At 65.4% G+C, this 24,737-nt stretch carries 25 protein-coding genes; 12 read left to right on the top strand and 13 right to left on the bottom strand.

The annotated features are described in order from the left end of the window. Positions 1 to 125: 125 nt before the first annotated feature. The 5 genes from FQK05_RS02705 to cysG are packed head-to-tail and all read right to left on the bottom strand — an operon-like array spanning position 126 to position 4,661. Entirely contained in the window at positions 126 to 521 is a 396-nt protein-coding gene (locus FQK05_RS02705) for a DUF934 domain-containing protein (protein ID WP_158964320.1), read from the bottom strand. Further along, positions 518 to 1,291, bottom strand: a complete 774-nt coding sequence (locus FQK05_RS02700) for a phosphoadenylyl-sulfate reductase (RefSeq protein WP_158964318.1) — start codon at positions 1,289 to 1,291, stop codon at positions 518 to 520. Before FQK05_RS02700 ends, FQK05_RS02705 begins: the two co-directional genes overlap by 4 nt. After that, entirely contained in the window at positions 1,281 to 2,945 is a 1,665-nt protein-coding gene (locus FQK05_RS02695) for a nitrite/sulfite reductase (protein ID WP_158964316.1), read from the bottom strand. Before FQK05_RS02695 ends, FQK05_RS02700 begins: the two co-directional genes overlap by 11 nt. After that, a complete protein-coding gene (locus tag FQK05_RS02690; RefSeq protein ID WP_158964314.1) occupies positions 2,938 to 3,255 on the bottom strand; it encodes a DUF2849 domain-containing protein in 318 nt (105 codons plus the stop codon). Before FQK05_RS02690 ends, FQK05_RS02695 begins: the two co-directional genes overlap by 8 nt. Beyond that, the gene (cysG, locus tag FQK05_RS02685) at positions 3,255 to 4,661 is read right to left on the bottom strand and encodes a siroheme synthase CysG (RefSeq protein WP_158964312.1); all 1,407 of its coding nucleotides are present in this window, start codon (positions 4,659 to 4,661) and stop codon (positions 3,255 to 3,257) included. Before cysG ends, FQK05_RS02690 begins: the two co-directional genes overlap by 1 nt. A gap of 176 nt (positions 4,662 to 4,837) precedes the next feature. Here cysG and FQK05_RS02680 point away from each other — a divergent pair, with 176 nt between their 5' ends. Then, a complete protein-coding gene (locus FQK05_RS02680; RefSeq protein WP_158964310.1) occupies positions 4,838 to 5,308 on the top strand; it encodes an Lrp/AsnC family transcriptional regulator in 471 nt (156 codons plus the stop codon). Between the two features lie 239 nt (positions 5,309 to 5,547). Here FQK05_RS02680 and FQK05_RS02675 read toward each other — a convergent pair whose 3' ends face one another. From FQK05_RS02675 to dksA, 5 genes are all read right to left on the bottom strand, one after another. Then, the gene (locus FQK05_RS02675; RefSeq protein ID WP_158964786.1) at positions 5,548 to 6,729 is read right to left on the bottom strand and encodes a cytochrome P450; all 1,182 of its coding nucleotides are present in this window, start codon (positions 6,727 to 6,729) and stop codon (positions 5,548 to 5,550) included. A 13-nt stretch (positions 6,730 to 6,742) separates the two neighbouring features. Continuing rightward, positions 6,743 to 7,507 carry a triose-phosphate isomerase gene (gene tpiA, locus FQK05_RS02670; RefSeq protein ID WP_158964308.1) on the bottom strand — a complete coding sequence of 255 codons (765 nt, stop codon included), beginning with the start codon at positions 7,505 to 7,507 and terminating at the stop codon, positions 6,743 to 6,745. Positions 7,508 to 7,686: 179 nt separating this feature from the next. Then, on the bottom strand, positions 7,687 to 8,082 hold the full coding sequence (locus tag FQK05_RS02665) for a HesB/IscA family protein (protein ID WP_158964306.1): 396 nt from the start codon (positions 8,080 to 8,082) through the stop codon (positions 7,687 to 7,689). A 124-nt stretch (positions 8,083 to 8,206) separates the two neighbouring features. After that, complete coding sequence (locus FQK05_RS02660; RefSeq protein ID WP_158964304.1) at positions 8,207 to 9,400, bottom strand: FAD-dependent monooxygenase; 1,194 nt, start codon at positions 9,398 to 9,400, stop codon at positions 8,207 to 8,209. A gap of 213 nt (positions 9,401 to 9,613) precedes the next feature. Then, on the bottom strand, positions 9,614 to 10,090 hold the full coding sequence (dksA, locus tag FQK05_RS02655) for an RNA polymerase-binding protein DksA (RefSeq protein ID WP_158964302.1): 477 nt from the start codon (positions 10,088 to 10,090) through the stop codon (positions 9,614 to 9,616). A gap of 367 nt (positions 10,091 to 10,457) precedes the next feature. On the opposite strand from dksA, the gene FQK05_RS02650 reads away from it, so the two are divergent. The 6 genes from FQK05_RS02650 to FQK05_RS02625 all read left to right on the top strand — a co-directional run bounded on the left by FQK05_RS02650 (position 10,458) and on the right by FQK05_RS02625 (position 16,004). Beyond that, positions 10,458 to 11,309, top strand: a complete 852-nt coding sequence (locus FQK05_RS02650; protein WP_158964300.1) for a VHL beta domain-containing protein — start codon at positions 10,458 to 10,460, stop codon at positions 11,307 to 11,309. A gap of 185 nt (positions 11,310 to 11,494) precedes the next feature. Beyond that, positions 11,495 to 12,343: an AAA family ATPase gene (locus FQK05_RS02645; RefSeq protein ID WP_158964298.1), complete on the top strand. Its 849-nt coding sequence runs from the start codon at positions 11,495 to 11,497 to the stop codon at positions 12,341 to 12,343. 153 nt (positions 12,344 to 12,496) lie between these two features. Then, on the top strand, positions 12,497 to 12,973 hold the full coding sequence (locus FQK05_RS02640) for a GNAT family N-acetyltransferase (protein ID WP_158964296.1): 477 nt from the start codon (positions 12,497 to 12,499) through the stop codon (positions 12,971 to 12,973). A gap of 26 nt (positions 12,974 to 12,999) precedes the next feature. Further along, positions 13,000 to 14,544 (top strand): DUF2927 domain-containing protein, encoded by a 1,545-nt coding sequence (locus FQK05_RS02635; protein ID WP_233270331.1) that lies wholly within the window; start codon positions 13,000 to 13,002, stop codon positions 14,542 to 14,544. 103 nt (positions 14,545 to 14,647) lie between these two features. After that, entirely contained in the window at positions 14,648 to 14,815 is a 168-nt protein-coding gene (locus FQK05_RS02630; RefSeq protein WP_158964294.1) for an apolipoprotein acyltransferase, read from the top strand. A gap of 4 nt (positions 14,816 to 14,819) precedes the next feature. Beyond that, positions 14,820 to 16,004 (top strand): vWA domain-containing protein, encoded by a 1,185-nt coding sequence (locus FQK05_RS02625; protein WP_158964292.1) that lies wholly within the window; start codon positions 14,820 to 14,822, stop codon positions 16,002 to 16,004. A gap of 260 nt (positions 16,005 to 16,264) precedes the next feature. Here the strand turns inward: FQK05_RS02625 and FQK05_RS02620 are convergent, their stop codons facing one another. Next, positions 16,265 to 17,098, bottom strand: coding sequence for a polyphosphate kinase 2 family protein (locus FQK05_RS02620; RefSeq protein WP_158964290.1), 834 nt, complete (start codon positions 17,096 to 17,098; stop codon positions 16,265 to 16,267). A 99-nt stretch (positions 17,099 to 17,197) separates the two neighbouring features. Then, on the bottom strand, positions 17,198 to 17,977 hold the full coding sequence (xth, locus tag FQK05_RS02615) for an exodeoxyribonuclease III (protein WP_158964288.1): 780 nt from the start codon (positions 17,975 to 17,977) through the stop codon (positions 17,198 to 17,200). 484 nt (positions 17,978 to 18,461) lie between these two features. Between xth and FQK05_RS02610 the strand changes: the two genes are divergently transcribed. The 3 genes from FQK05_RS02610 to FQK05_RS02600 all read left to right on the top strand — a co-directional run bounded on the left by FQK05_RS02610 (position 18,462) and on the right by FQK05_RS02600 (position 21,047). Continuing rightward, a complete protein-coding gene (locus FQK05_RS02610; protein WP_158964286.1) occupies positions 18,462 to 18,929 on the top strand; it encodes a DUF6749 family protein in 468 nt (155 codons plus the stop codon). 70 nt (positions 18,930 to 18,999) lie between these two features. After that, positions 19,000 to 20,094 (top strand): DUF6902 family protein, encoded by a 1,095-nt coding sequence (locus FQK05_RS02605; protein WP_158964284.1) that lies wholly within the window; start codon positions 19,000 to 19,002, stop codon positions 20,092 to 20,094. Beyond that, positions 20,091 to 21,047, top strand: a complete 957-nt coding sequence (locus tag FQK05_RS02600; RefSeq protein ID WP_233270330.1) for a DMT family transporter — start codon at positions 20,091 to 20,093, stop codon at positions 21,045 to 21,047. The genes FQK05_RS02605 and FQK05_RS02600 overlap by 4 nt, the downstream gene beginning before the upstream one ends. Before the next feature lie 68 nt (positions 21,048 to 21,115). On the opposite strand, the gene FQK05_RS02595 is transcribed toward FQK05_RS02600, so the two are convergent. Beyond that, complete coding sequence (locus FQK05_RS02595) at positions 21,116 to 21,439, bottom strand: HesB/IscA family protein (protein ID WP_158964282.1); 324 nt, start codon at positions 21,437 to 21,439, stop codon at positions 21,116 to 21,118. Positions 21,440 to 21,574: 135 nt separating this feature from the next. Here FQK05_RS02595 and FQK05_RS02590 point away from each other — a divergent pair, with 135 nt between their 5' ends. Together FQK05_RS02590 and argS are read left to right on the top strand one after the other, a co-directional pair. Further along, the gene (locus tag FQK05_RS02590; RefSeq protein WP_158964280.1) at positions 21,575 to 22,735 is read left to right on the top strand and encodes a deoxyguanosinetriphosphate triphosphohydrolase; all 1,161 of its coding nucleotides are present in this window, start codon (positions 21,575 to 21,577) and stop codon (positions 22,733 to 22,735) included. 207 nt (positions 22,736 to 22,942) lie between these two features. Continuing rightward, positions 22,943 to 24,691, top strand: a complete 1,749-nt coding sequence (gene argS, locus FQK05_RS02585) for an arginine--tRNA ligase (RefSeq protein WP_158964278.1) — start codon at positions 22,943 to 22,945, stop codon at positions 24,689 to 24,691. Positions 24,692 to 24,737 lie beyond the last annotated feature (46 nt).

Below are 24,737 nucleotides of genomic sequence, written 5' to 3'. Positions count from 1 at the left end.
CATGTCATGCCGGCCGCATGCCGGCACCTCCGGTTATACGTTGTTCGGGATCGGGGGACTGCCATGAACTGTCGCGACACTGCGTCACGCACGTTCGGGGCCCCGTTTGCAAGGGCGCGCCGCGCTCAGCGCAGGCGGGCGCGGTAATCGTGGTCCTGCCAGTCGGCGCGGAACTGCCATTCCGCCTCGGGCTGGCGTTGGGCCAGGGCCTCGTCGATCTCGACCTCGTCGAAGCCGGACCGGCGCGCCATGGCGTACTGGTCCGACAGGATGTGGCCTGCGGCCCGCAGGCGCCCGGCAAAACCGCGGCGGCGCAGTTGGCGCGCGATGGTGAAGCCGCGGCCATCGGAAAAGGCCGGGAAGGCCACGCGGATCATCTCGATCTCCTGGCCCAGGGGGACCGTGTCGGGATCGGTGTCGGACGCCACGTCGATGGCACGCGCCGGGCCTTCGGCAGCGGGTTCATAGCCGTGGGTCCAGTCGTCGGGGCCGAAGCCCGCATCGGTCACGATAACGCTCATGAGCGTGCTCCTATCCGTACCATCTTGCCGTTGACGAAATGGATGCCGCATTCGTCCTTGTCCGACCCGCGCCAGCGTCCGGCGCGGGGATCTTCGCCCGGGGCCACCGGGGTGGTGCAGGGCGCGCAGCCGATGGAAGGATAGCCCCTGGCGACCAGCGGATGCCGGGGCAGGCGGTTTTCTTCCATGTAGGACTTCACGTCGTCCGGCGCCCAGTGCGCCAGCGGGTTCACCTTGATCCGTCCGGTGCCGCTTTCGACCTCGAAGAAATCCAGCGCCGCGCGCGTCCCCGACTGGAACCGCTTGCGGCCCGTGATCCAGCCATCGTAGCGCGACAGCGCGTTGTCCAGCGGCCGGGTCTTGCGCAGGGCGCAGCAGGCATCGGTGCTGAACTGGTGCAGCGTGTTGTCCGGATCCTCGAAGGCCAGCTCCTGTTCGTCCGCGCGGATCACGTGGACGTTTTCCAGATGCAGCCGCTCGGCCACGTCGCGCTGGTACTGCAGGGTTTCCGCGAACAGCATCTGGGTGTCGATGAACAGCACCGGAACCTTGCGGTTGTGGACCGCCGCCATGTGCAGCAACACCACCGATTCCGCCCCGAAGGACGAAACCAGGGCGATATTGCCGGCTTCGCGCAGCGCGCCCTGCATGACAGAGGTGGCGCTGTGATGCCGGTACCGGTCGTTCAATGCAGCGACACGGGCGACGAGTTCGGGGTCTTCCGAACCGCCCGCCGCCTTGTCGGCATCGAACAGGGGTTCAGGCCGCATCGGCTTTTGCCTCTTCGTAAAGCGCGGCCTTGAACGGGTCCATGCCCAGCCGCTTGTAGGTTTGCAGGAACGTCTCGGCGGGGCCTTTCCGGAGCGTCAGATAGGCGTCCACGATCCGTTCGATGGCCGGCACGATCTCGTCCGCGGAAAAACCGGGGCCCGTGCGGGTACCGATGGCCGCGTTCTCGTCCGCCTCGCCGCCCAGCGTGATCTGGTAGTTCTCCACGCCTGCGCGGTCCAGGCCCAGGATGCCGATATGGGCCACGTGGTGGTGACCGCAGGCATTGATGCAGCCGGAAATCTTGATCTTCAGCTCGCCGATGTCGTGTTCCAGCTTCAGTTCGTCGAAGCGGGTCGCGATTTCCTGGGCGATCGGGATCGACCGGGCCGTCGCCAGCGCGCAGTAGTCCATCCCCGGGCAGGCGATGATGTCGGAAATCAGGCCGATATTGGCAGTGGCCAGCCCGCCGTCCTTCAGCGCCGCATGGATCGCGGGCAGGTCGGCCTTGTGGACATGGGGCAGGATCACGTTCTGCTCGTGGCTGATCCGCAGCTCGTCATGGGAATAGGCTTCGGCCAGGTCTGCCATCAGACGCATCTGCGCCGCCGTGGCGTCGCCCGGGGTTGCCCCCGGCGCCTTCAGCGAGATGGTGACGATGGCATGCCCGTCCGCCTTGTGCTCGGCGATGTTCGTGTCGACCCACGACCGGAAGACTGGATCGTTGGTATAGGCGGATTCGAACGGGGCCAGCGACCGGCGCGAGAAGGCGGGCGCGGCGAAATGTTCGCGGATCTCGGCCAGCACGTCCATCGCGGCGTCCGAGAATTCGGCGCGGGTCTCGACAAAGCGTTCCTCGACCCGGGCGCGGATCTCGTCGATGCCGGTCTCGTGAACCAGGATCTTGATGCGCGCCTTGTACTTGTTATCGCGACGGCCAAAGGTGTTGTAGACCGACAGGACCGCTTCCAGATAGGGCAGCAGGTCGTGTTCGGGCAGGAACTCGCGGATCACCTTGCCGATCATCGGTGTTCGGCCCAGACCGCCGCCCACGAGGACGGTGAACCCGGTCCGGCCGTCCTTTTCCACGACTTGCAGGCCGATGTCATGGGCGCGGATCACGGCGCGGTCATGGGTGGACCCCGATACGGCCACTTTGAACTTGCGGCCCAGGAACTGGTATTCCGGGTGATCGGTCGACCACTGGCGCACCAGTTCGGCGTAGGGGCGCGGATCCAGGTATTCGTCCGCGGCCGCACCGGCGAAATGGTCGGCGGTCACGTTCCGGATCGTGTTGCCGGACGTCTGGATGGCGTGCATCCCGACCTCTGCCAGCGAGTCCAGCATATCCGGCACGTCGCGCAGTTTCGGCCAGTTGTACTGGATGTTCTGCCGCGTGGTGAAATGGCCATAGCCCTTGTCCCACTTCTGGGCCAGCAGCGCCAGCTGGCGCATCTGGACCGAATTCAGCGTTCCATAGGGAATCGCGACCCGCAGCATGTAGGCATGGAGTTGCAGGTACAGGCCGTTCATCAGACGGAGCGGCTTGAATTCGTCCTCGGTCAGGTTGCCGGCGATGCGGCGTTCGACCTGCGCACGGAACTGGGCGTTGCGCTGGGCCAGGAAGGCATCGTCGAATTCGGAATACTTATACATGGGTCGATACCTCCTGCTTGCCGTGATGGTAGTTGGACGGACCGGTGCGGCGGAAATCCTCGCGGAAATGGGTGGGCTCGGGGCCGTTCGGGCCCATCGACACGTCGGCCAGGTAGGGGCCCACGGCCACGGCCGGCTGGCGTTCCGCATGCAGCAGGCGCAGCTGGGCATGGGCCTCGTCCTCGATCACCTCGGCCGAGGCCAGGCGCCGGGTCCAGGTATCGTCTTCGGTCAGGTAAATGACATCGCCTTCCAGAAGGTCGTTGGCGGTGACGACCTTGGGCGTGAAGGGGCGCGAAACGCGGGACATCAGGCGAATTCCTTTTCAAGATCGGTCAGCATTGCGGCGGCGCGACGGGGCGCCAGGCCAAGAAGGATCAGGGCGGGGCCGTCCAGGGCCGCATCGCCGATGGTCTGGGGCAGTGCGGCGAGCGTGGTGCCCAGGATCTTCTCTTCCGGGCGCGAGGCGTTTTCGACCACAGTCACCGGGGTCTGGGGACCTGCGCCATGCATCATCAGCCGGCCCTGCAGGAACCGTGCGGCGGCCTTGCCCATGTAGATCGCGGCGACCGAACCGGGGGCGGCCAGCCGCGTCCAGTCCTGTTCGGCAAAGCCCCTGATGTCGTGCCCGGTCAGGAAGGTGACCGACCCGTTCCGCCCGCGCCGGGTCAGGCTTTGCCCGATGGACGCCACGGCGGCCGAGGCCGAGGTGATCCCCGGCACGATGGTCCAGGCGACACCGGCGGCCTCGCAGGCTTCGATTTCCTCGTCAAGGCGGCCGAAGACGGTGGAATCGCCGGATTTCAGGCGGACGACATGGGCGCCAGCCCTGGCATGGGCGGCGATCAGCATGTCGATATCGGCCTGCGGGGTGGACGGACCGAAACCTTCCTTGCCCACGTCGATGATCGTGGCCTCGCGCCGCGCCAGTTCCAGGATCTCGGCCGTCACCAGGCGGTCGTGGATCACCACATCTGCGCTGTCCAGCGCCTTGCGGGCCTTCAGCGTCAGAAGCTCTGGATCGCCGGGACCCGCGCCGACGAAGGCCACATGCCCCTTGCGCGGCGCAGTCGTCCCGCCATCGTGGGAATATTCTGCGAACAGGTCCTGCAGCGCCGGCTGGACGCCGTCGATGCCGTCGCGGTCATAGGCGCGCGGCCCGGTTTCGGCATAGAAGCGGTCCCAGAAGCCGCGGCGCAGGCGGCCGGCGGGCAGGGCCTCGGCCGTGGCGCGGAACGCCTTGCCGATACGGGCCAGCACACCCAGCGAGGCCGGAAGCCGCGCTTCCAGGTCCGCCTTGATCCGCCGCGCCAGCACGGGGGCCGCCCCTTCGGTGCCGATGGCGATGGTCACGGGGTCGCGGTCGACGATGGCCGGCGTGATGAAGGCACTTGCATCGAGGTTGTCGACGACATTGCACAGGATGCCGGCCGCACGGGCCAGATCCGCGGTCCGGGCGTCGGCGACCTCGTCCTCGTCGGCGGCATAGACCAGCAGCGCACCATTCACATCGCCGGCGATCAGGTCGCGTTCGACCAGAGACAGGCGGTCTTCGGCATCCCAGCGCCGGATCTCGGCCGCGGGATCGGTCGCGAAGACGTCCAGCCGGGCCTCGGTCTTCATCAGAAGCCGCAGCTTCGCCAGTGCCGCCGCCCCGCCGCCCGAGACGACGACCCGCTGGCCGGCCGTGGTGAGAAAGATCGGGAAATGCTGCACGTCGCATGCTCCTGTTGATGGCGACCCGGCGGGCCCAATGGGGTCTGTCTCATTGACCTGATGTCGAATATAGGAAATTGTTCCGGTATCGCGCCATATGGCGGCGCAAATAAGGACGTATGTTCCTATGCGGCACTGCGGCGGAACGCAGGTTTCGAGAAATCAGGGGGAACGGGATGACCGTGCGAATAGACGAGCTGGACCGGAAAATCCTTTCGGAACTGCAGCGCGATGCGGGCCAGTCGCTGGATGAAATCGCAAGCCGGGTGGGGTCGTCCAAGACCCCGGTCTGGAACCGGATCCGCAAGCTGCGCGAGGCGGGCGTGGTCGGACCGCAGACGGTGGTGCTGGACGCCGAGGCGCTGGGCTACGAGGCCTGCTTCTTCGTCCTGATCCGTACGTCGGAACACGCGCAGGAATGGCTGGACAAGTTCCTGGCCACGGTCCGCGCCCGCCCCGAAGTGCAGGAGGCCCACCGCCTGGCTGGGGACATCGACTATATCCTGAAGGTCCGGGTGAAGAACGCGCGCGCCTACGACGCCTTCTATCAGTCGCTGATCAAGGAGGTCCGCATCCACAACGTGACCGCCCTCCTGTCGATGGAGGAAATCAAGTCCACCACGGCACTCCCCCTCGACACCGACTGAACCCTGCCGCAGTCGTCGCAACAAGGCGCGCTGCCGCGCATTTCAGATGCCACGGGAGGGCCCGCGCGCCGCCCGGATACCGAAATGGTCCGCAGCGGCGCGGCCTGGCGAGTATTTGGCAAGAGAAGAAACACGCCCCCGCTTCTTCGGTCTTCAAATACCCTCGGGGGAGTCCGCCCGAAGGGCGGGCGGGGGCAGAGCCCCCAATCTCGACCCTAGACCCGATCATGGACCCGGGCTCAGAGCGCGACCCGAAGCCCGGTCAGTCCATGGAAGTGGTAGGTGTTCGCGAACATCGCCGGTTCCGGCATGTGGATCTGCGGGCAACGGGTGAACAGCACCCGCAGGGCCGTGCGTATTTCCAGCCTGGCCAATGGAGCGCCCAGGCAGAAGTGCAGGCCCGCGCCGAAGGCCGCGTGGGGTTTCGCGGGGCGGGTCGGGTCAAACCGGTTGGGTGCATCCCAGATCGTGTCGTCACGACCGGCAGATCCCAGCAACAGCGCCACCTGGTCTCCGCGGTGGAACCTGTGCCCGAGAAGCTCGGTATCTTCATAGGCGTAGCGGGTAAAGACATGCAGCGGCGGATCGTGGCGGAGGATTTCCTCCACTGCCGTTTCGGCGCCTTCCGATGTGGTGCAGACAGAACCCGTGCCGGTCGCGATCAGCGCGCGGATGCCGTTGCCCAGGGCGTGGACCGTTGCCTCGTGTCCGGCGTTCAGAAGCAGGATGCAGGTCGTCACCAGCTCCTGGGTCGACAGGCGCTGGCCCTGGGCCTCGGCGGCCAGAAGATCGGTGATCAGATCGTCCGCCGGGGCGTCGCGGCGGCTGTCGGCATAGCCTGCGATATAGGTGCTGAACTCTGTCGCGGCCCTGGCGGCACGGTCTTCCACACCGCGATCGCGCGAGGACTGGTACATCGCCACCATGTCGTGGGACCAGGACAGGAGCTGCGGCGCCATTTCTCCGGGCACGCCCAGAAGGCGGGCGATGGTCAGGACCGGAACCTGGGTGCAGTAGGTCTGCAGGATGTCGTAGGGTTCGGTGGGGAAGTCGTCGACCAGCCCGTTGCACAGATCCTCGACCCAGGGCGCCAGTGCCGCGATCCGGGCAGAGGTGAAGGCGCGCAGCACCAGCCCGCGCAGGCGGGTGTGGCGGGGCGGCTCGGCCTCCAGCAGGGAATGGTCCTCGACCGTGTAGAAGGGCGCAAGATGGGGCGGGGGAGCCTTGGCCAGTTCCGACGGGATTTCGCGCCCGAAACGACGGTCGCGCAGCAGGGCCTGGACCGCCGCATGGGTCGTTGCGGCCGGCATGCCGTAATCCGTCCACATCACCAGCGGTCCGGTCGCGCGGGCGCGCGCATAGAAGGCGTAGGGATCCTGGACAAAGTCCGGATCCGTCGGGCTTTGCGTCAGGTCGGGCAGCATGCAGCGTGCCTCAGCCGCCCTCGGCCGGGCTGGCGTCCAGGGCCGCCAGGATGCCGCCGAAATCGGCTGCTTTCAGGCTGGCGCCGCCGACCAGCGCGCCGTCGACATTCGGGACGTCGAAGATTTCAGCCGCGTTCGACGGTTTCACCGACCCGCCATAAAGCAGCCGGACCGACCGGCCCACGCCTGCGCCGAAGCGGCGTTCCAGCCGTTCGCGCATGTAGTCGTGGACTTCGGCGATCTGGTCCATGGTCGGCGTCAGCCCGGTGCCGATGGCCCAGATCGGTTCGTAGGCCAGGACCAGGTTTTCGCCCGTGGCGGTGTCGGGAATCGATCCCGACATCTGGCCCGCGATCAGGTCCAGCGTGTTTTCCGCCTCGCGGTCTTCCAGGCTTTCGCCGACGCAGATGATGGCGACAAGGCCCGCGTTCATCGCAGCGCGCGCCTTGGCACGTACCAGCGTGTTGTGTTCGTCATAGCCCGTGCGGCGTTCGGAATGGCCCAGGATCACGTGGCTGGCCCCGGCATCGGCCAGCATCGGGGCCGAGATGTCGCCGGTGAAGGCGCCCGAATCTTCCGCGCGGCAGTCCTGCCCGCCAAAGGCAATGGGGCGGTTGCCGAAGCGTTGTGCCGCACTGTGGATCAGCGTCGCCGGCAGGCACAGCAGCATTTCGGAGGCGGGGTCGGGGTGATCGGTCAGCAAGGTCTCGACCTCGTCGAGATCGGCCAGCGTTCCGTTCATCTTCCAGTTCCCGGCTGCCAGTTTCTGCCGCATGTCGGATCCTTTCCTCTGCCTGTTCCTTGGGCATAGGCAATGGATCGCGACCGGGCAAGCGTCAGCGCGGGACCTGCGGCGAAGGGGAACGGCGGTGACGCGCAACTGCCCAAAGCTGAGGCGCAGCGGAAACCCGCGGTCATTCGCGGGTTTACGTCACAGGGCCCGTAAACGGCGGGTCAGTTGCCGGGCAGCTTGAAGGCCTCGGCCATTTCTTCCGCATTGCCGAACTTGATCGATTCACCGCAGCCGCAGGCCTCGGTCACGTTCGGGTTGTTGAAGCGGAAGCCGGAATCGAGAAGCCCGGTTTCATAGTCGATTTCCGTTCCGAAAAGGAACATCTGCGCCATGGGCGCGATCATCACCTTGGCGCCGTCCTGTTCGACGACCTCGTCCAGGGGGTTCAGCTCGTCGTCACGGCCGACATAGTCGAGCGTGTATTCCATGCCTGCGCAGCCGCCTTTCTTCACGCCAAGACGCAGGCCCTGATGACCGCTGCGGTCCATCAGCCTGGTGATCTGCGACACCGCCCGCGGGGTCAGCGTGACGGCCTGCTTGCCGGGAATTCCGAACATGGGACATCTCCTTTGATCCCGAACATAAGCCCTTGGCCCCGTTGGCTCAAGGGCGGGCGGGGATCGGCGCCGGCCGGGGTTCGATCAATTTAGCGAAAGCCCGCAATGCGGGCGGTGCCGCAGGTCACGCCGTCACGTCGTGGGCATGGATCCAGTCGAACTGGCGCGTCATCGCGTCGGGTGCGATCCGGCCCAGGATCGACAGGCCGGTATGGCCGATCAGCCGTGCAGGCTGGAAGCGGACGTGGTACTTCCAGGCATTACGGGTCGAGGCGTCGATGACCTTTGCTGCACGGTCGCGCCTTCGGCGCTGGTATTGCATCAGCTTTTCGTTCTGCGCGCCCGACCCTTCGGCCAGGCAGCGGGCCAGGGTATATGCGTCCTCCATCGCCAGATTCGCGCCCTGTGCCAGGAAGGGCAGGGTGGGATGGGCGGCGTCCCCCAGGATCGCCGTGCCGGGGCCGGTCCAGCGCGCGGCCACCGGGTGGCGGAAGAGGCCCCACAGCGCCACGTGATCGACCTGTGCCAGAAGGCCCGGCACCTCGCCCCGGAAGGCGGCGAAGGCCGCGCGCAGGTTGGCGGGATCGTCCGTGTGGTGCCAGCCTTCCTCGGCCCAGCCGCGGCGTTCCTCGACCGCGACGATGTTCATCAACTGGCCGCCCCTCAGGGGATAACGGACCAGATGCCGGCCCGGTCCCATGTACAGGCGGACATCCGGGTCCACCGGATCGGTCATCGGCACCGTCGCGCGCCAGGCGACCTGTCCGGTAAAGCGGGCGGAGGCTGCATCGTTCAGGGCAGCGCGGGCGACGGAATGGACGCCGTCGGCGCCGACGACAAGGTCGGCCTGAAGCGTTGCGCCATCGGCAAAGGTGACCGTCGCAGGCGTGCCCGGGGCAACGGATGCGACCTGCCGGCCCAGGAAGATCCCGATCCCGCGGGCCCGGGCTGCCCGTTCCAGAAAAGCGATCAGGTCGGCGCGGTGCACGAGCGCATAGGCGGCCTGCCCCCCGTGCGAGACGTCGAGGCGGATGACCTCGCCCGCGCGGCGATAATCGTGCAGGATCACGTGGCGGGCCCATGTCGCGATGGCGTCCAGTTCGGGCTTCAGACCCAGCGCCTTCAGGACGACGGCGCCGTTGGGGCTGATCTGCAGGCCGGCGCCGACCTCGGTGATTGCAGGTGCCTGTTCGTGAACGGTGACCCGCGCGCCCCGGGCGGCCAGCGCCAGGGCGGCCGTCAGGCCGCCGATCCCGGCGCCCAGCACCGCGACATTCAGGCCGTCCAGTGCTGCGGTCTGCAATTTGCCCTGATCCATGGGTCCGTCTTTCCGTTCACGATCCGCCGCAGCTGGAACTTGCGGCCCAAAAAAACAAACCGCCGGAGCAGGGCGCCCCGGCGGTTTCGATCCTGTGCGTCCCTTGCAGGCATTCCGGGGGACCGGACAGGCCAGAGCACTGGCCACCTGTTTCGGGAGCGCGACGCGCTGGTTCCGGGCCGACTGACGACCCGGCCCGGGCGCATCTGATCCTTAATCGTCGCGGTGGACGCGTTCGCGCCGCTCGTGCCGCTCCTGGGCTTCTAGGCTCATCGTGGCGATGGGCCGCGCGTCGAGACGCTTGAGAGAGATCGGATCGCCCGTGACCTCGCAGTAGCCGTATTCGCCTTCTTCGATCCGGCGCAGGGCGCTGTCGATCTTGGCGACCAGCTTGCGCTGGCGGTCCCGGGTACGCAGTTCAAGGGCGCGATCCGTTTCCTCGCTTGCACGGTCGGCGACATCGGGAATGTTCCGCGTGCCGTCCTGCAGTCCTTCGATCGTGTCGCGACTGTCTGCCAGCAGATCCTGTTTCCAGGCCACCAGCTTGCGGCGGAAATATTCAAGCTGGCGGTCGTTCATAAAGGGTTCGTCTTCGGCTGGACTATAGTCCTCCGGAAGAAACACTTCCTGCTTCATCTTGGTCCCCTCGGTTTGGCCCCTAACGTCGATCTCGTCAGATTTTCCAGACATTTGGCCCCCTTCTGCGCAGCGTTTAGCCGAGGTCCCCGAGATTGTCACTACACATTCATAGCCGCTTTGCGTTCACAAGCTGCATCTGATTAAAACTTAGGCATTAACCATTAAACATCTGATACAAATGTACTTTTAAGGATTCGCCTGGCCTGATTTCAAGGGATTTTCCGGGCATTACCGGCCCCGGGTGCGGCCTGGCGCCGGGCTGTTCAATCATGGGTTGCGCCCCTGGCGACAGTGTCTCATTGCAAAGACGGCGGTATTGTGTGGCAGGGGACCTCAAAATGCTTGCCGGACCCGGTGCAGCCGATAGGCTTCGTGATCGCAAGAAGCGTTATTCAGGCGCGGAATCGGGGACATTTTCATGATGCGTTTTCTGACACGTGCGGCCACCGCCGTGGCACTGATCTGTTCGGCCTCGATGGCGGCGGCGCTGGACTGGGGCCAGCATTTCGGGGAAACCCGCGGCTGGGAAGTGCGCCAGTCCGACATGGTGGGCTGTTTCGCCCTGTCGCCCGGCACCACGGCGATCAACACGATCTTCCTGATCTCGCCCATGGGAAACTTCGAACTGCTTTTCCCGACGAAGCTTCCGGAAGAGACCGAGATCCCGGTGACGCTGGACATCGACGGGCGGCGGTACTCCGACACGTTCTATGCCTGGCAGGGCAATGCCCACGGCGTGTTCGAGACGCCACTGCGCGAAACCGTGGCGGCAGGCAACACGATGATCGTGTCGATGGACGGGCAAAGCTACAACGTGCCGCTGGCCGGGGCGACGGCCGCGCTGCTGAAGCTGCAGGAATGCTGGTACGATCTGACGAAGCCGTCGCCCGACACGAACAGGGAACTTCCCGTGGCGCTGCCGTCCAAGCAGGGCGCAGGTCCCGCGACGGGGCAGGGTCCGGCCCCCACAGTCGGTGCGGTGCAGGGCATCGCGGCCGAACAGGCCTGCCTGCCGCGGAACGGCGTGGCCTCGCCCAATGTGCAGGACATGGGCGACATCACCTTCGAAAACCGCGGGCCGGTGCTGATCACGGTCTACTGGGTCGATTATGCCGGGCAGGGGCAGGAAATGGCATTCCTGCAACCGGGCCAGTCGGTCTTCATCAACTCGTTCGCGTCGCACCTCTTCTATGCGCTGGATGGGTTGGGGGCCTGCCACGGCCCGATGGTCGAAGTGCCGTTTGGCACCTCGACCCACGCGTTCAGGTGAGGTGGGGCGGGGCGTCCCGGGTCCGGGGCGCCGGGACAGTCGCCGGACGGCGATCCGGCCCGCGACTTGGGTGTTGCGCATCCATGACGGCACGTCCCTGACAAAGTTCCGGCGCCGCAGGCTTGAAATGACGCAGGCGTCCGTTTACCACCCGTCGGGTTGACACTTTAGAGGGATTTTGCCGAATGACCGCCCGCTTCGACGGCACCGAGGACTATGTCTCTACCGACGACCTGACGGTTGCGGTGAACGCGGCGATCACGCTGGAACGGCCGCTGCTGGTGAAGGGGGAACCCGGCACCGGCAAGACCGAACTGGCCCGCCAGGTGGCAAGCGCCCTGGGCGTGCCCATGATCGAGTGGAACATCAAGTCGACCACGCGGGCCCAGCAGGGCCTTTACGAATACGACGCCGTCAGCCGCCTGCGCGACAGCCAGCTGGGCGAAGAGCGCGTGCGCGACGTGTCGAACTATATCAAGAAGGGCAAGCTGTGGGAGGCCTTCGCGGCCGATCACAAGGTGGTCCTGCTGATCGACGAGATCGACAAGGCGGATATCGAGTTCCCGAACGACCTTCTGCAGGAACTCGACCGGATGGAATTCTACGTCTACGAGACGGGCGAGACGATCAAGGCCGTGAACCGGCCGATCGTGATCATCACGTCCAACAACGAGAAGGAGCTGCCGGACGCCTTCCTGCGCCGTTGCTTCTTCCACTACATCCGCTTCCCCGACGAATCCACGATGCGCAAGATCGTCGAGGTGCACCATCCCGGCGTGAAGGAGCAGCTTCTGACCACGGCGCTGACCCAGTTCTACGAAGTGCGCGAGACGCCGGGGCTGAAGAAGAAACCGTCGACGTCAGAAGTGCTGGACTGGCTGAAGCTGCTTCTGGCCGAGGACCTGACGGCCGAGGACCTGAAGCGCGACGGCGCGAATGCTCTGCCGAAACTGCACGGGGCGCTTTTGAAGAACGAACAGGACGTGCATCTGTTCGAACGCCTGGCCTTCATGGTCCGCGGCACCCAGCGCTGACCGCGCCAAGCCGCTTTTGAAGCGGCTTTCCAAGGCCATTGAAATGGCCTTGGTTCACGCCGCGCAGGGAACGCCCGGATTCCGCCGGGCAATCCTGCCCATGGTGCAATTCGTCCTCTTGCCCGGACCCGGGCTCTCTGCCAACGTCCGGTCATGACAGGTTCTGCTCCCACCCCTCCCGCTGCCGCCCCCGTCTCCATCCGCCCCCTGCGCGCGGAGGACCGGGACGACTGGGCCCGGCTCTGGACCGGGTACCTGACCTTCTACGAATCCAGCGTCGCCCCCGAGGTCTATGACAGCACCTTTGCGCGGCTTCTGGGCGACGATCCGCAGGACTATTCCTGCTTGGTCGCGGAACAGGACGGCAAGCTGGTGGGCATCGTCCACTTCCTGTTCCACCGCCACAACTGGAAGATCGAGAACGTCTGCTATTTGCAGGACCTCTTCGCCGATCCGGACGCGCGCGGCACCGGCGTGGGTCGAAAGCTGATCGAGGCGGTCTATGCCGCCGCCGATGCGGCGGGCGCGCCGTCGGTCTATTGGCTGACGCAGGAATTCAACACCACGGCCCGGCAGCTTTACGACCGGATCGGTGTTCTGACGCCCTTCATCAAGTACAACCGTCCGTGACAGCCCTGCGCCGCCGGAACCGGTTGGTGCGACAAGGACCGGCACTGACGATACGGCGCCTGTCCCTTGCGCTGTCGACCCTGATTCTGGCGGGCCATGTGACCGGCTGCGCGCCACTTGTCTACGGACCGGAGGAGGGGGCCGAGGCCACGACCCGCGCCCAGCCGGCCGAGGCCGCCCTGCCGCCGATCAAGGGCTTTGCCGGCGCGTCGCCCCGCGCCCCGGACCGCGCCAATGCCGACATGGCCCGCGATTTCCTGGACCTGCATTTCAGGCTGGAAAGCGGCCGTGAACTGGACGTGATGACCCGCTTCGAAGGCCCGATCACCGTGCGGGTGACGGGGCGCGCGCCGGTCACACTGATCCCCGACCTCGATGCGCTGCTGGTCCGCCTGCGGGACGAGGCCGGCATCGACATCCGCCGCGTGACCCGAGGCCCGGCTTCGATCACCATCGCGGCCGTCCGGTCCGAGGAAATCGCGGCGACCCTGCCGGGTGCTGCCTGTTTCGTCGTGCCCAATGTCGAAAGCCTGGCGGAATACCGTCGCTTCAGGAAAAGCAGCCGGATCGCCTGGTCGGCCCTGAAAGTGCGCGAGAAGATGGGGATCTTCATCCCCGACGACGCCCCGCCGCAGGAAATCCGCGACTGCCTGCACGAGGAACTGGCACAGGCGCTGGGGCCGCTGAACGATCTTTACCGCCTGCCGGATTCGATCTTCAACGACGACAACGTGCACACGGTGCTGACCGGTTTCGACATGCTGATGCTGCAGGCCACCTACGCGCCGGAACTGGCCAGCGGCATGGATCGCGATACGGTCGCCGCGGCGCTGCCGGGCGTGCTTAGCAGGCTGAACCCGGCGGGCGACCGGCGGCGCAAGGACCCGCTGCCGGCCACGCCGCCGGAATGGATGGCTTTTGTCCAGACGGCCCTGGGGCCGGGCGCGGACCAGGAAACCCGTGAAGAAGCGGCGCGGAATGCCGCGGTGCTGGCACAAAAGCTCGGCTGGCACGACCATCGCCGGGCCTTTGCCTATTACATGATGGGCCGGATGACCCAGCTTTACGACCCGGAGGCGGCGCAGGCGCAGTACCGTGCGGCGCTGGCGATCCTGAATGCCTCGCCCGACACTGCGCTGCACGCGGCCTATGTCACGACCCAGACGGCGGCCTATGCGATTTCGCGCGGCGACGGGGCGGGGGCGCTGCGCCAGATCAGGCCCCAGCTCAAGGTCGCCGCGCAGGCGCAGAACGGGGCACTGCTGTCGACGCTGATGCTGCTGGAGGCAGAGGCGCTGGACCTGGAGGGCCGGCCCGAAAAGGCACGTGCCGTCCGGCTCGACAGCCTGGGCTATGCGCGCTACGGGTTCGGCGACGACGGCGCCGTCCGCGCCAAGGTGATCGAGATTGCGGCCCTGAACCCGGTGCGCCGCCAGCAGATGCTGGAACAAAGCCGCGCCTTGACCAGCCTTGACACGGGGCGCCTGGTTCCGGGCCCGGAGGTCACGCGAACAGCCACCGACCGGGGGCTGGCGCAACTGGATCTGGATGTGCCGGCCGCAGGCAGGTAACGACCGGTTCGGGCCCCGTGCGGGCAATCCCGTGCAGCCCCGGACGGGCCCGATCGGGACAAGACAATGGCGGCCGGGGCCGGCCGCGGAAGGAGTGAGCGACATGATCATCATCGGAGCTGCGGTCATCGGTGCCCTGCTGGGCGGCGCCCAGGCGGCCCGCCGCAAAGGATCGCGCTGGGACATTGCCCATTACGCAGCGGGCTACGCCATTGCCTTCGCACTGGTCGGGATGATAGCCACGGTGGTGATTTCACGTTCGATGGGGTGAAGAAATGTTCCTGCCGTTCTTCGAAAATCTTCGGAAGGCCGCGATCCCCGTCTCGCTGCGCGAATACCTGACCTTTCTTGAAGCGATGAAGGCGGGCCTCGTCACATATGACGTGGAAGGGTTCTATTACCTGGCCCGTGCGGCGATGGTGAAGGACGAGCGCAACATCGACAAGTTCGACCGCGCCTTCGCGGCCACCTTCAAGGGGCTGGACGAGATATCGATCCAGAACGTGATCGACGCGGTCGATCTGCCGGCGGACTGGCTGAAGAAGATGGCCGAAAAGCACCTGTCCGAGGAAGAGCGCAAGGAAATCGAGGCGCTGGGCGGCTTCGAGAAGCTGATGGAGACGCTGAAGAAGCGTCTGGAAGAACAGGAAAAGCGCCACCAGGGCGGGAACAAGTGGATCGGCACGGCCGGCACGTCCCCCTTCGGGGCCTATGGCTATAACCCCGAAGGGGTGCGCATCGGCCAGAAGGAAGGCCGCCACGGCCGCGCGGTGAAGGTCTGGGACAAGCGCGAGTTCAAGAATTTCGACGATACGGTCGAGCTGGGGACGCGCAACATCAAGGTGGCCCTGAAGCGCCTGCGCCGCTGGGCGCGGGAAGGGGCTGCGGAAGAGCTGGACCTGGACGGCACGATCCGGTCGACGGCCGAGAACGGCTATCTGGATGTGAAGGTCCGCCCCGAGCGGCGGAACGCGGTGAAGGTTGTCCTGTTCCTGGACGTGGGCGGGTCGATGGACGCCCATGTGAAGGTCGTGGAAGAGCTGTTTTCCGCTGCCAGGACCGAGTTCAAGCACCTGGAGCACTACTACTTCCACAATTGCCTGTATGAAGGCGTCTGGAAGGACAACAAGCGGCGCTGGTCGGAACAGATCCAGACCGACGAAATTCTGCGCACCTACGGGCCCGACTACAAGTGCATCTTCGTGGGGGACGCGTCGATGTCGCCCTACGAGATCGCCTATCCGGGCGGTGCAAACGAACACTGGAACGCGGAAGCGGGCCAGGTCTGGCTGGAGCGCACGCGCAACCATTGGGGGTCCAACCTCTGGATCAACCCGGTGCCCGAGAAGTACTGGGACTATACCCAGTCGATCAAGATGATCCGCGACATCTTCGAGGACCGGATGGTCCCGATGACGCTGGCCGGCCTTGAAAAGGGCATGAAGGAACTGACCCGGTAAGGCGGGGCTTGCCCCGCCGTCCGGTCATGGACATGTCGGAAACGGCGGGGTGACCCCCGCCCTACGCGGCATGGGCCGGCAGACTGTCTTTCGAAGGCGCGTCTGGCGTCGGGCACCCCATGGGGGCTCTGCCCCCGCCGCGCCCTCCGGGCGCGACTCCCGAGAGATATTTGAAGACCGAAGAAGTCGGGGTGGCGGACCCGGAGGGCGCGGGGTGGACGCATCCGTAGGGTGCGTGGTTTCCACGCACCGTGCCGGGCCTATTCCGTCCGCCCGCGCAGGCTGTCGACCAGATCCGGGTCGATCTTCATGACCTTTCCGGCGGCGGCCAGCACCTCGTCATCGGGAAGCTGGGGGTCGAGGTCGACGCCCCGGGCCAGGGTGTCGGCGATGTGATCCAGCGCCGTGATCCGGCCGGTCTTCTTGTGGTTCGACGGGATGAGGTGCCAAGGCGCAGCCCCGGTCGAGGTACGCTTGAACATCTCGTCTATGGCGTCGGCGTAGTCGTCCCATTTCTCGCGGTTGCGGAAATCCTCGTAAGTCAGCTTCCAGCGTTTCAGGGGATCGTGCAGGCGTTCGTGGAAGCGTTTCAGCTGTTCGTCGGGCGTGATGTGGAAGAACAGCTTCACCAGCCGCGTGCCGTCGTCCAGAAGCAGCTTTTCGAAATCGCGGATTTCGTCGTAGGCGGCGCGCCACCGGTCGGGATGGGCCAGGCCTTCGACGCGTTCGACCAGCACGCGGCCGTACCAGCTGCGGTCGAAGGCGGCGATGGCGCCGGACGGCGGCAGGCGTTCCATGAAGCGCAGCAGGTAGTGCCGGTCCAGGTAGTAGGGGCTGGGCGCGCCGATGGGCCAGACCTTGAACCCGCGCGGATCCAGCGGCGCGGACAGGCGGCGGATCGTGCCGCCCTTGCCAGCCGCGTCCCAGCCTTCGAACACGATCACCGCTTTCTGCCCGGAAAACAGATAGGCCTGCTGGATCTTCATGAGCTTCAGTTGCAGTTTCTTCAGCCGGGCCTTGTAGGACTTGCGGTCGATTCCGGTGTCGAAATCCGCATCGCGGAGCTTTGGGGGAACATGCTTGGCCTTTGCCATCGGGCGCGGATCTCCGTTCCGTGTCTGTGTCGGTCCTTCTGTCACGGAAGAGTTACATCATTCCGACAGGCCGACCAGTGGTGTCGGCCGACGACGCGGTCAGATATCCAGTTCGACCCAGACAGGAACGTGGTCCGACGGCTTGTCATGGCCGCGCACCTGTTTGTCGATGCCGGCGTCCAGCATCAGGTCGGCGCATTGCGGGGTCATCATCACGTGGTCGATGCGGATGCCGTCATTCTTGTTCCAGGCGCCCGCCTGGTAGTCCCAGAAGGAATAAAGCCCCGGCGCCCGGCTGCGGGCGCGGATCGCGTCGGTCAGGCCCAGGTTCTGCATCCGGCGGAATGCCGCGCGGGTTTCAGGGCGGTACAGCGCATCGTCGACCCAGGCCTGGGGGCGCGCCGCGTCTTCCGCCTGGGGGATGACATTGAAGTCGCCGGCCAGCAGGGCACAGGATTCCTCTGCCAGAAGCGCGCGGGCGCGTGCCTCCATCCGCTCCATCCAGGCCAGCTTGTAGTCGTATTTCGGTCCCGGCGCCGGGTTGCCGTTGGGCAGGTAGAGCCCGCAGATCCGCAGCGCCGTCTTGCCCACCACCGTCGCCTCGATCCAGCGGGCCTGTTCGTCCCCGTCGTCGCCGGGCAGGCCGCGAACCACGTCCTCCAGCGGCCATTTCGACAGGATCGCCACGCCGTTGAAGCTTTTCTGGCCATGGGTGACGACGGTGTAGCCGCGATCCTCGAAAGGCTCGTGGGGGAAGTTCTCGTCGACTGACTTGATCTCTTGCAGGACCACGACGTCGGGCTGAGCCTCGTCCAGCCAGGCGGGCAGCGCCTCGATCCGGGCTTTGATGCCGTTGATGTTGAACGTGGCGAATTTCATTCCGGGCCTCCGATTGGGGTCGGCGCGATCATCCAGCAGGACGGGGCCGGGGGCAAGTCGGCCGTCAATCGACGCTAAATGGCATCAGATTGCCGCCCGACCCGGCGAATCATCGACTCGGTCCTGGCGCCAAAGAGCCTCAATTGAGGCGCTGATTCGTGCGCATCGCCCACGACTCGCGCAATTTTCGAAGCCTTTTGGCGTCAAAAACGACCTTGTGGATAAGTTTTTTTTAACAAAGTCGGACGAAATTGATTCTTAATAGCGTCAATCAAATGTCCTTAATCTTTGATGTGGATAACTGGATGTTTGGCTACCCTAGCTAGAAAAAAATTCTTGCAGCTATCGGCTGACGTGTGATCGTCAGAGGCATTTCCTGCTCTCAAAACAAGGGGTGCCAACGATGACTGCTCTCAAGAAAATCCAAGAAAATGTTGATGTTATCCGCAATGCGGCGCGGCATGCGGATGCGGTTTCGGGCGATATGACCGGCCTGTTCACGACTTCGGCCAACGCCATGGCGTCCGATGCGGTGATGGGCGACGCAACCGCGCTTTTCACCACCTCCGCGGGTCCGGTTCGGGCAACCGATGCGCTGCGCGGCGAGGCGACGGGCCTGTTCACGACCTCCGCCGGTCCAGTCCGGGGCTCCGACGCCGTCCGCGGCGAAGCGGTTGAGCTGTTCACGACCTCGGCCGGCCCGGTTCGTGCGTCGGATGCGACCCGCGGCGAAGCGGTTGAACTGTTCACGACCTCGGCCGGCCCGGTCCGTGCGTCGGATGCGACCCGCGGCGAAGCGGTTGAACTGTTCACGACTTCGGCCGGCCCGGTCCGTGCGTCGGATGCGACCCGCGGCGAAGCGGTTGAACTGTTCACGACCTCGGCCAGCCCGGTCCGCGCATCGGATGCCCAGGCGGGTGAGGCTGTCGCGCTTTTCACCACCAGCGCCTGATCCCTCACGTGATCACACCTTGCGAACGGGGCGTTCCGGGAACGCCACCTTCAACGGAAGGAATTGTCCGATGACCAATGTCGTCCACCTGAATGTCCCGTCCCGCAGCCACCGGCGCGAGGATCGCCTGAGCGACCTCGTCGCCTGTTTCGCCGGCCTCCGGCGGGACGTCGAAGACGTGTTCTGGCTGAAAGAGAACGCTGAACTGCTGAACGTGCTGGAGACGGGCGCCATGTGCGCCGGTCTTCCGCCGGTCACGCTGGAAGCAATCCTGGCCCCGCTGTCGCCGGTCTATGCCGGTCTGCCGAAACGGCTGGGCTTCTTCCCGCAATACTATCGTTTCCTCTTGTCCATCGGCCTCGACTTCGAGGACCTGACGGGCGCGGGGCAGGTGATGGAACCGCTGGTCGCATGGACCGCCCGCGGCGGCCTGGCCGATGCCGAACTGTCGGACCTGCAACGGCTGGAGGCGCGGCGGCTGATGATGCGGCGGGGCTACGATCCGTTGCCGGGGGACGCTGGTCTGGAAGACAGGCTGCGCGCCTTCGTGGCCCGGTCGGACGGGTTCGCTTTGCCGAACAAGAAGGCCGCCTATGAACTGACGCATATCGTATTCTATCTTAGCGAGTATGGCAGAAAAGATCCGAATCTGGCCGCCGAGACCATCACCAGCCTGGAGTATGTGGGCTTGCTGGCCTTTCTGGAACAGAACGTGGACCTTCTGGCCGAAGTCTGTGTCGCGTTGCGCTTTGCCGGGGCCATGCCGTCGCCGATCTGGGAAGGCATGGTCGACCGTCAGACCGACGAATTCCACATCGCCCATGGACGGCAGGCCGTGGCCCAGGACGATTATCACGAATATCTCGTCTGCAACTGGCACCGTGCGGTGCAGGGCGGGGCGCCCTTTGCCCAGGCCACCAGCGGCGAGGGCATGTCCTTTCACCGCGACGCGGCCGAGGCGGGACCCCTGCGCGAGATGTCGCGCTGCATGATGGAACTGGACGACGCCCGGACCGGCGACTGGGCGCGGATGCGGCCGATGGTCGAACGGTCCCTGTCGGAAACCGGGCACCACATCCTGACCGATGCCGAACTGTCCAGCGATAAGTTCGATGCCTTCTTCGCGGGGTTCGCCCGTACCGGACTGACCGGAGCACCGAAATGAGCATTTCCGATATCTCGCCTGCCGAGCCGCAATCGGTTCTCAGCCCCGCGGTGAAAGTGGCCCTGACGGGGGCGGCGCTTGTCGTCGTCTATACCGCGCTGATCTCTTCTGCCGACGGGATCACCAAGATGATCGCGGGCGGCTATTCGGCGCCGCAGATGTTCGCTATTTCCGGCATCCTGGTGGCCGGCCTGTCGATGCTGGCGGACCGTCACCCGGCACAGAGGCTGGGGCTGAAGACCTCGCGCCCCGTGGCCATGGCGCTGCGCAGTGCGGCGACGGTGCTGGCGGGCTTTTGCTTCTTCAACGCCTTCCGGCTGCTGCCCTTTGCCGATGTCTTCGTCTTTGTCGGCATCATGCCGATCCTGGCGGGCCTGATGTCGGGACCGATCCTGGGCGAACCCGTCCGTCGTGCCGCCTGGGTGGCGTTGGGGGCCGGGGCCGTGGGTGTGCTGTGCCTGTTCCCCGAAGGCGTGCGAAGCCTGACGCTGGGCCATCTTTATGCAGGCGCGGCTGCGGTTGCCGGCACCTTTTCGATGGTGCTGGCGCGCTATATCGGCAAGTCCGAGTCGAATGCCCTGGCGCAGGTCTTCTATCCCAATCTGACCATGGGCCTGGTGATGGCGCTGGCACTGCCCTTCGTGTGGAAGCCGATGCCGATATCCGACCTGGGTTGGATCTGCGCCTATACGGGGCTGCTTTTCGTGGCGCGCTGGCTGCTCGTTATCGCGCTTCGCCTGCTTGCCGCTTACGCGGTCACGCCGCTTCTGAACCTGCAGTTCGTCTGGATGGTCGCAATCGGCTGGGTCTTCTTCGGCGAAATCCCGGCGGCCGGCACCTATCTGGGCGTGGCCATCGTGATCGGCTCCGGGCTCTACCTGATCTGGGACCAGACTGCGCCGGCCACGGCTCGCGCGCCTTGGGCTATGCTGCGACAGGCGATCCGACGCTGATATTTCGAGGTTCCGACCGGACCCCAGCCTCGCATCGCAAAACCTGGGGCCCCGACCAAATCGGGGTCTCACATCGAGAAAGAGGTCCCGCAGCCGCAGGACGAGGTGGCGTTCGGATTTTCGATGACGAACCGGGCGCCGATCAACTCTTCCGAGAAGTCGATGACCGCGTTCGACAGGAAGGGCAGCGAAATCGCATCGACCACGACCTTCTCGCCCGCGCCTTCCAGGACCAGGTCGTCGTCCTTGGGCGCGTCCAGCGCGATTTCATACTGGAAGCCGGAACAGCCGCCGCCTTCGACGGCCACGCGCAGGGCCTGACCCTGCGCCCCTGCGCCGATCTCGGACAGGCGGGCAAAGGCTCGTTCTGTGACTTTCGGGGGCAGTTGCATGGGCAGTCTCTCCATCCGGTCCGCTGGCGGTTTCCAACTGGAACACGTTGAAATATAGAAATCCCGAAGACAGGCGACAAGATGCGCCGTCGGGTCGGGGCGTGACAGTCCGCCCGGGCGGACAGGAGTAAGGCAATGCGCGCGCCCTATGCCACGGATCCGGGCCTGAGCCGCGGGCGGTTGGTGCCGGAAGAGGAAAGCAGTCACCGGTCCTGTTTCCAGCGGGATCGCGACCGGATCATCCACGCCTCGGCCTTCCGCCGCCTGAAGCACAAGACGCAAGTGTTCGTCGAACACGAAGGCGACAATTACCGCACCCGGCTGACCCATTCGATCGAGGTGGGGCAGGTGGCCCGCACCATCGCGGGTACGCTGCACCTCAACCCCGAACTGACCGAGGCCGTGGCCCTGGCGCATGACCTGGGCCACACGCCCTTCGGCCACACCGGCGAAGATGCCCTGCACGAGTTGATGGCGCCCTATGGCGGCTTCGATCACAACGCGCAGGCGATCCGCATCGTGACCGTGCTGGAACGGCACTATGCCGAGTTCGACGGCCTGAACCTGACCTGGGAAACGCTGGAAGGCATCGCCAAGCACAACGGTCCCGTCGTGGGGCCTCTGCCCTGGGCGCTGGCGGAATGCAACGCGGCCTTCGACCTGGAACTCCACACCCATGCCGGGCCCGAGGCACAGGTCGCGGCCCTGTCGGACGACATCGCCTACAACAACCACGACCTTCACGACGGCCTGCGCGCGGGGCTCTTCACCGACGACGATATCCTGCACCTGCCCATCGTCGGTGCAGCCTACGCAGAAGTCGACGCGAAATATCCCGGCCTCCACTGGAACCGCCGCCGGCACGAGGCGCTGCGTCGCGTCTTCGGCGTCATGGTCAGCGACGTGATCTCCACCTCGCAGGCGGAACTGGCGGCCCTCGGCGCCACTTGCGTCGAAGACATCCGCCATGCCGGCCACCCGGTCATCACCTTCTCGCAGCCGCTCTGGCGCGACCTGCAGGAAATCCGCGCCTTCCTCTTCCGCCGCATGTACCGCGCGCCCTCGGTCATGAAGAAACGCGAAGAGGTGACGAAGGTCGTCCTCGACCTCTTTCCGTATTTCCTGGACCACCCGGAGGATCTGCCCGAACGCTGGCACCAGGACGTCGCCGCCGCCACCAACCGGACGCAGCTCGCCCGCATCGTCTCCGACTACATCGCCGGCATGACGGACCGCTTCGCGCTTCAGGAACATGCGCGCCTGTTTCCGGACTCCCGTGCCGCCCGTACCGGATAGGACAAGGTGCGTGCAAAGCACACACCCTACGGATGCCGCAAGCGCGGCGCCCTCACTTCTTTGATCTTCAAATACCCTCGGGGGAGTCCTGCCCGAAGGGCAGGGCGGGGGCAGAGCCCCCTGACACCCTGAACACCCAGTGATCGCTGCGGATTGACGCCGCCCGGCCAGATGCTAAACCCGCGCCCATTCCCAAAGGACGCCGCCATGAACCTCTTCACCGATATCCGGAGCCTCGTGCTCGACGCATTGACCGCCATGCAGGCCGCCGGCGCGCTGCCGACCGAAGGTATTGGCTTCGACAATGTCACGGTGGAACCGCCGCGCGATGCGGCGCATGGCGACATGGCGACCAATGCCGCGATGGTCCTGGCCAAGCCCGCGAAGATGAAGCCGCGCGATATCGCCGAGGCGTTGGTGGCGCACCTGCTGGAAGACGACCGCATTACCGAAGCCGAGGTCGCGGGACCCGGTTTCGTCAACCTGCGGCTGGCGCCGTCCGTCTATCAGGCCCTTGTCGGCACCGTGCTTGCGGCCGGTCCCGACTATGGCAAGTCGGCGGTGGGGCAGGGCAAAACGGCCAACGTGGAATATGTCTCGGCCAATCCCACGGGACCGCTTCATGTCGGCCATTGCCGGGGCGCGGTCTTCGGCGACGCGCTGGCGGGGCTGATGGCCTATGCGGGCTATGACGTGACCCGCGAATACTGGGTCAACGACGGCGGCGCGCAGGTCGACGTGCTGGCACGCTCGGCCTATGAGCGCTACCGCGAGGCCAATGGCCAGGCGCCCAAGATCGAGGCCGGCCTTTACCCCGGCGACTACCTGATCCCGGTGGGCGAGGCGCTGAAAGAGCGCTTCGGCGACAGCCTGATGGACAAGCCCGAAAGCGAATGGCTGGTCCAGATCCGCGAGATCGCGACGACAATGATGATGGAGGAGATCCGCTCCGACCTCGCGCTTCTGGGCGTGAAGATGGACGTCTTCACCTCGGAAAAAAGCTACTACGACTCCGGCAAGATCGAAAAAACGCTGGAGGAGCTGAAGGGTCTGGGGCTTCTCTACAACGGCACCCTGCCGCCGCCCAAGGGCAAGGCCCCGGACGAAGACTGGGAGCCGCGGGAACAGCTTCTGTTCAAGTCGACCGACTATGGCGACGATGTCGACCGGCCGGTGCAGAAATCCGACGGCGGCTGGACCTATTTCGCGCCCGACCTTGCCTATCATTATGACAAGGTGAAGCGCGGCTTCGACGTGATCATCGACGTCTTCGGCGCCGACCATGGCGGATATGTCAAGCGGATGAAGGCCATCGTCGCGGCGCTGGCGGACGAGAAGGTCGTCTTCGACATCAAGCTGACCCAGCTGGTGAAGCTCTTCAAGAACGGCGAGCCGTTCAAGATGTCGAAGCGCGCCGGCACCTTCATCACCCTGCGTGATGTGATCGAACAGGTGGGGCCGGACGTCACCCGTTTCGTCATGCTGACCCGTCGCAACGACGCGCCCCTGGACTTCGACTTCGACAAGGTGCTGGAACAAAGCCGAGAGAACCCGGTGTTCTATGTGCAATACGCCTCGGCCCGGGTGGCCAGCGTCATGCGCAAGGCGACCGAGGCCGGACTGGACATGTCCGATGCGGCGCTGGCAAAGGCCGATCTGGGCCGACTGGACCACGAGGCAGAGCTGAAGGTGATCGCCAAACTGGCCGAATGGCCACGCCTTGTCGAAATCGCGGCGCGGACCCACGAACCGCACCGGATTGCCTTCTATCTCAATGAACTTGCAGCAGATTTCCACGGTCTGTGGAATCGTGGAAACGAAGTTCCGTCGCTTCGTTTCGTGCAGGAGGGCGACGAGGCCACAAGTCAAGCGAAAATGGCGCTGGCCCGTGCCGTTTCCGTTGTGATTTCCGCGGGCCTTGGTATCTTGGGAGTCGAACCGGCGCAGGAAATGTGACGTCGGACCAAGACCACCGGTCATCCGGGCAGTACGATCGAAAAAA

This window comes from Chachezhania sediminis, from assembly GCF_009765275.1.
GTDB lineage: Bacteria > Pseudomonadota > Alphaproteobacteria > Rhodobacterales > Rhodobacteraceae > Chachezhania > Chachezhania sediminis.
This window is presented reverse-complemented; position numbering and strand designations above follow the sequence as displayed.

What these genes read in the sequence shown, in the direction of transcription:
- FQK05_RS02705 (WP_158964320.1), bottom strand. Translation starts at nt 521, where the DNA reads ATGAGCGTTATCGTGACCGATGCGGGCTTCGGCCCCGACGACTGGACC.
- FQK05_RS02700 (WP_158964318.1), bottom strand. Translation starts at nt 1,291, where the DNA reads ATGCGGCCTGAACCCCTGTTCGATGCCGACAAGGCGGCGGGCGGTTCG.
- FQK05_RS02695 (WP_158964316.1), bottom strand. Translation starts at nt 2,945, where the DNA reads ATGTATAAGTATTCCGAATTCGACGATGCCTTCCTGGCCCAGCGCAAC.
- FQK05_RS02690 (WP_158964314.1), bottom strand. Translation starts at nt 3,255, where the DNA reads ATGTCCCGCGTTTCGCGCCCCTTCACGCCCAAGGTCGTCACCGCCAAC.
- FQK05_RS02680 (WP_158964310.1), top strand. Translation starts at nt 4,838, where the DNA reads ATGACCGTGCGAATAGACGAGCTGGACCGGAAAATCCTTTCGGAACTG.
- tpiA (WP_158964308.1), bottom strand. Translation starts at nt 7,507, where the DNA reads ATGCGGCAGAAACTGGCAGCCGGGAACTGGAAGATGAACGGAACGCTG.
- FQK05_RS02665 (WP_158964306.1), bottom strand. Translation starts at nt 8,082, where the DNA reads ATGTTCGGAATTCCCGGCAAGCAGGCCGTCACGCTGACCCCGCGGGCG.
- FQK05_RS02660 (WP_158964304.1), bottom strand. Translation starts at nt 9,400, where the DNA reads ATGGATCAGGGCAAATTGCAGACCGCAGCACTGGACGGCCTGAATGTC.
- dksA (WP_158964302.1), bottom strand. Translation starts at nt 10,090, where the DNA reads ATGTCTGGAAAATCTGACGAGATCGACGTTAGGGGCCAAACCGAGGGG.
- FQK05_RS02650 (WP_158964300.1), top strand. Translation starts at nt 10,458, where the DNA reads ATGATGCGTTTTCTGACACGTGCGGCCACCGCCGTGGCACTGATCTGT.
- FQK05_RS02645 (WP_158964298.1), top strand. Translation starts at nt 11,495, where the DNA reads ATGACCGCCCGCTTCGACGGCACCGAGGACTATGTCTCTACCGACGAC.
- FQK05_RS02640 (WP_158964296.1), top strand. Translation starts at nt 12,497, where the DNA reads ATGACAGGTTCTGCTCCCACCCCTCCCGCTGCCGCCCCCGTCTCCATC.
- FQK05_RS02630 (WP_158964294.1), top strand. Translation starts at nt 14,648, where the DNA reads ATGATCATCATCGGAGCTGCGGTCATCGGTGCCCTGCTGGGCGGCGCC.
- FQK05_RS02625 (WP_158964292.1), top strand. Translation starts at nt 14,820, where the DNA reads ATGTTCCTGCCGTTCTTCGAAAATCTTCGGAAGGCCGCGATCCCCGTC.
- FQK05_RS02620 (WP_158964290.1), bottom strand. Translation starts at nt 17,098, where the DNA reads ATGGCAAAGGCCAAGCATGTTCCCCCAAAGCTCCGCGATGCGGATTTC.
- xth (WP_158964288.1), bottom strand. Translation starts at nt 17,977, where the DNA reads ATGAAATTCGCCACGTTCAACATCAACGGCATCAAAGCCCGGATCGAG.
- FQK05_RS02610 (WP_158964286.1), top strand. Translation starts at nt 18,462, where the DNA reads ATGACCGGCCTGTTCACGACTTCGGCCAACGCCATGGCGTCCGATGCG.
- FQK05_RS02605 (WP_158964284.1), top strand. Translation starts at nt 19,000, where the DNA reads ATGACCAATGTCGTCCACCTGAATGTCCCGTCCCGCAGCCACCGGCGC.
- FQK05_RS02600 (WP_233270330.1), top strand. Translation starts at nt 20,091, where the DNA reads ATGAGCATTTCCGATATCTCGCCTGCCGAGCCGCAATCGGTTCTCAGC.
- FQK05_RS02595 (WP_158964282.1), bottom strand. Translation starts at nt 21,439, where the DNA reads ATGCAACTGCCCCCGAAAGTCACAGAACGAGCCTTTGCCCGCCTGTCC.
- FQK05_RS02590 (WP_158964280.1), top strand. Translation starts at nt 21,575, where the DNA reads ATGCGCGCGCCCTATGCCACGGATCCGGGCCTGAGCCGCGGGCGGTTG.
- argS (WP_158964278.1), top strand. Translation starts at nt 22,943, where the DNA reads ATGAACCTCTTCACCGATATCCGGAGCCTCGTGCTCGACGCATTGACC.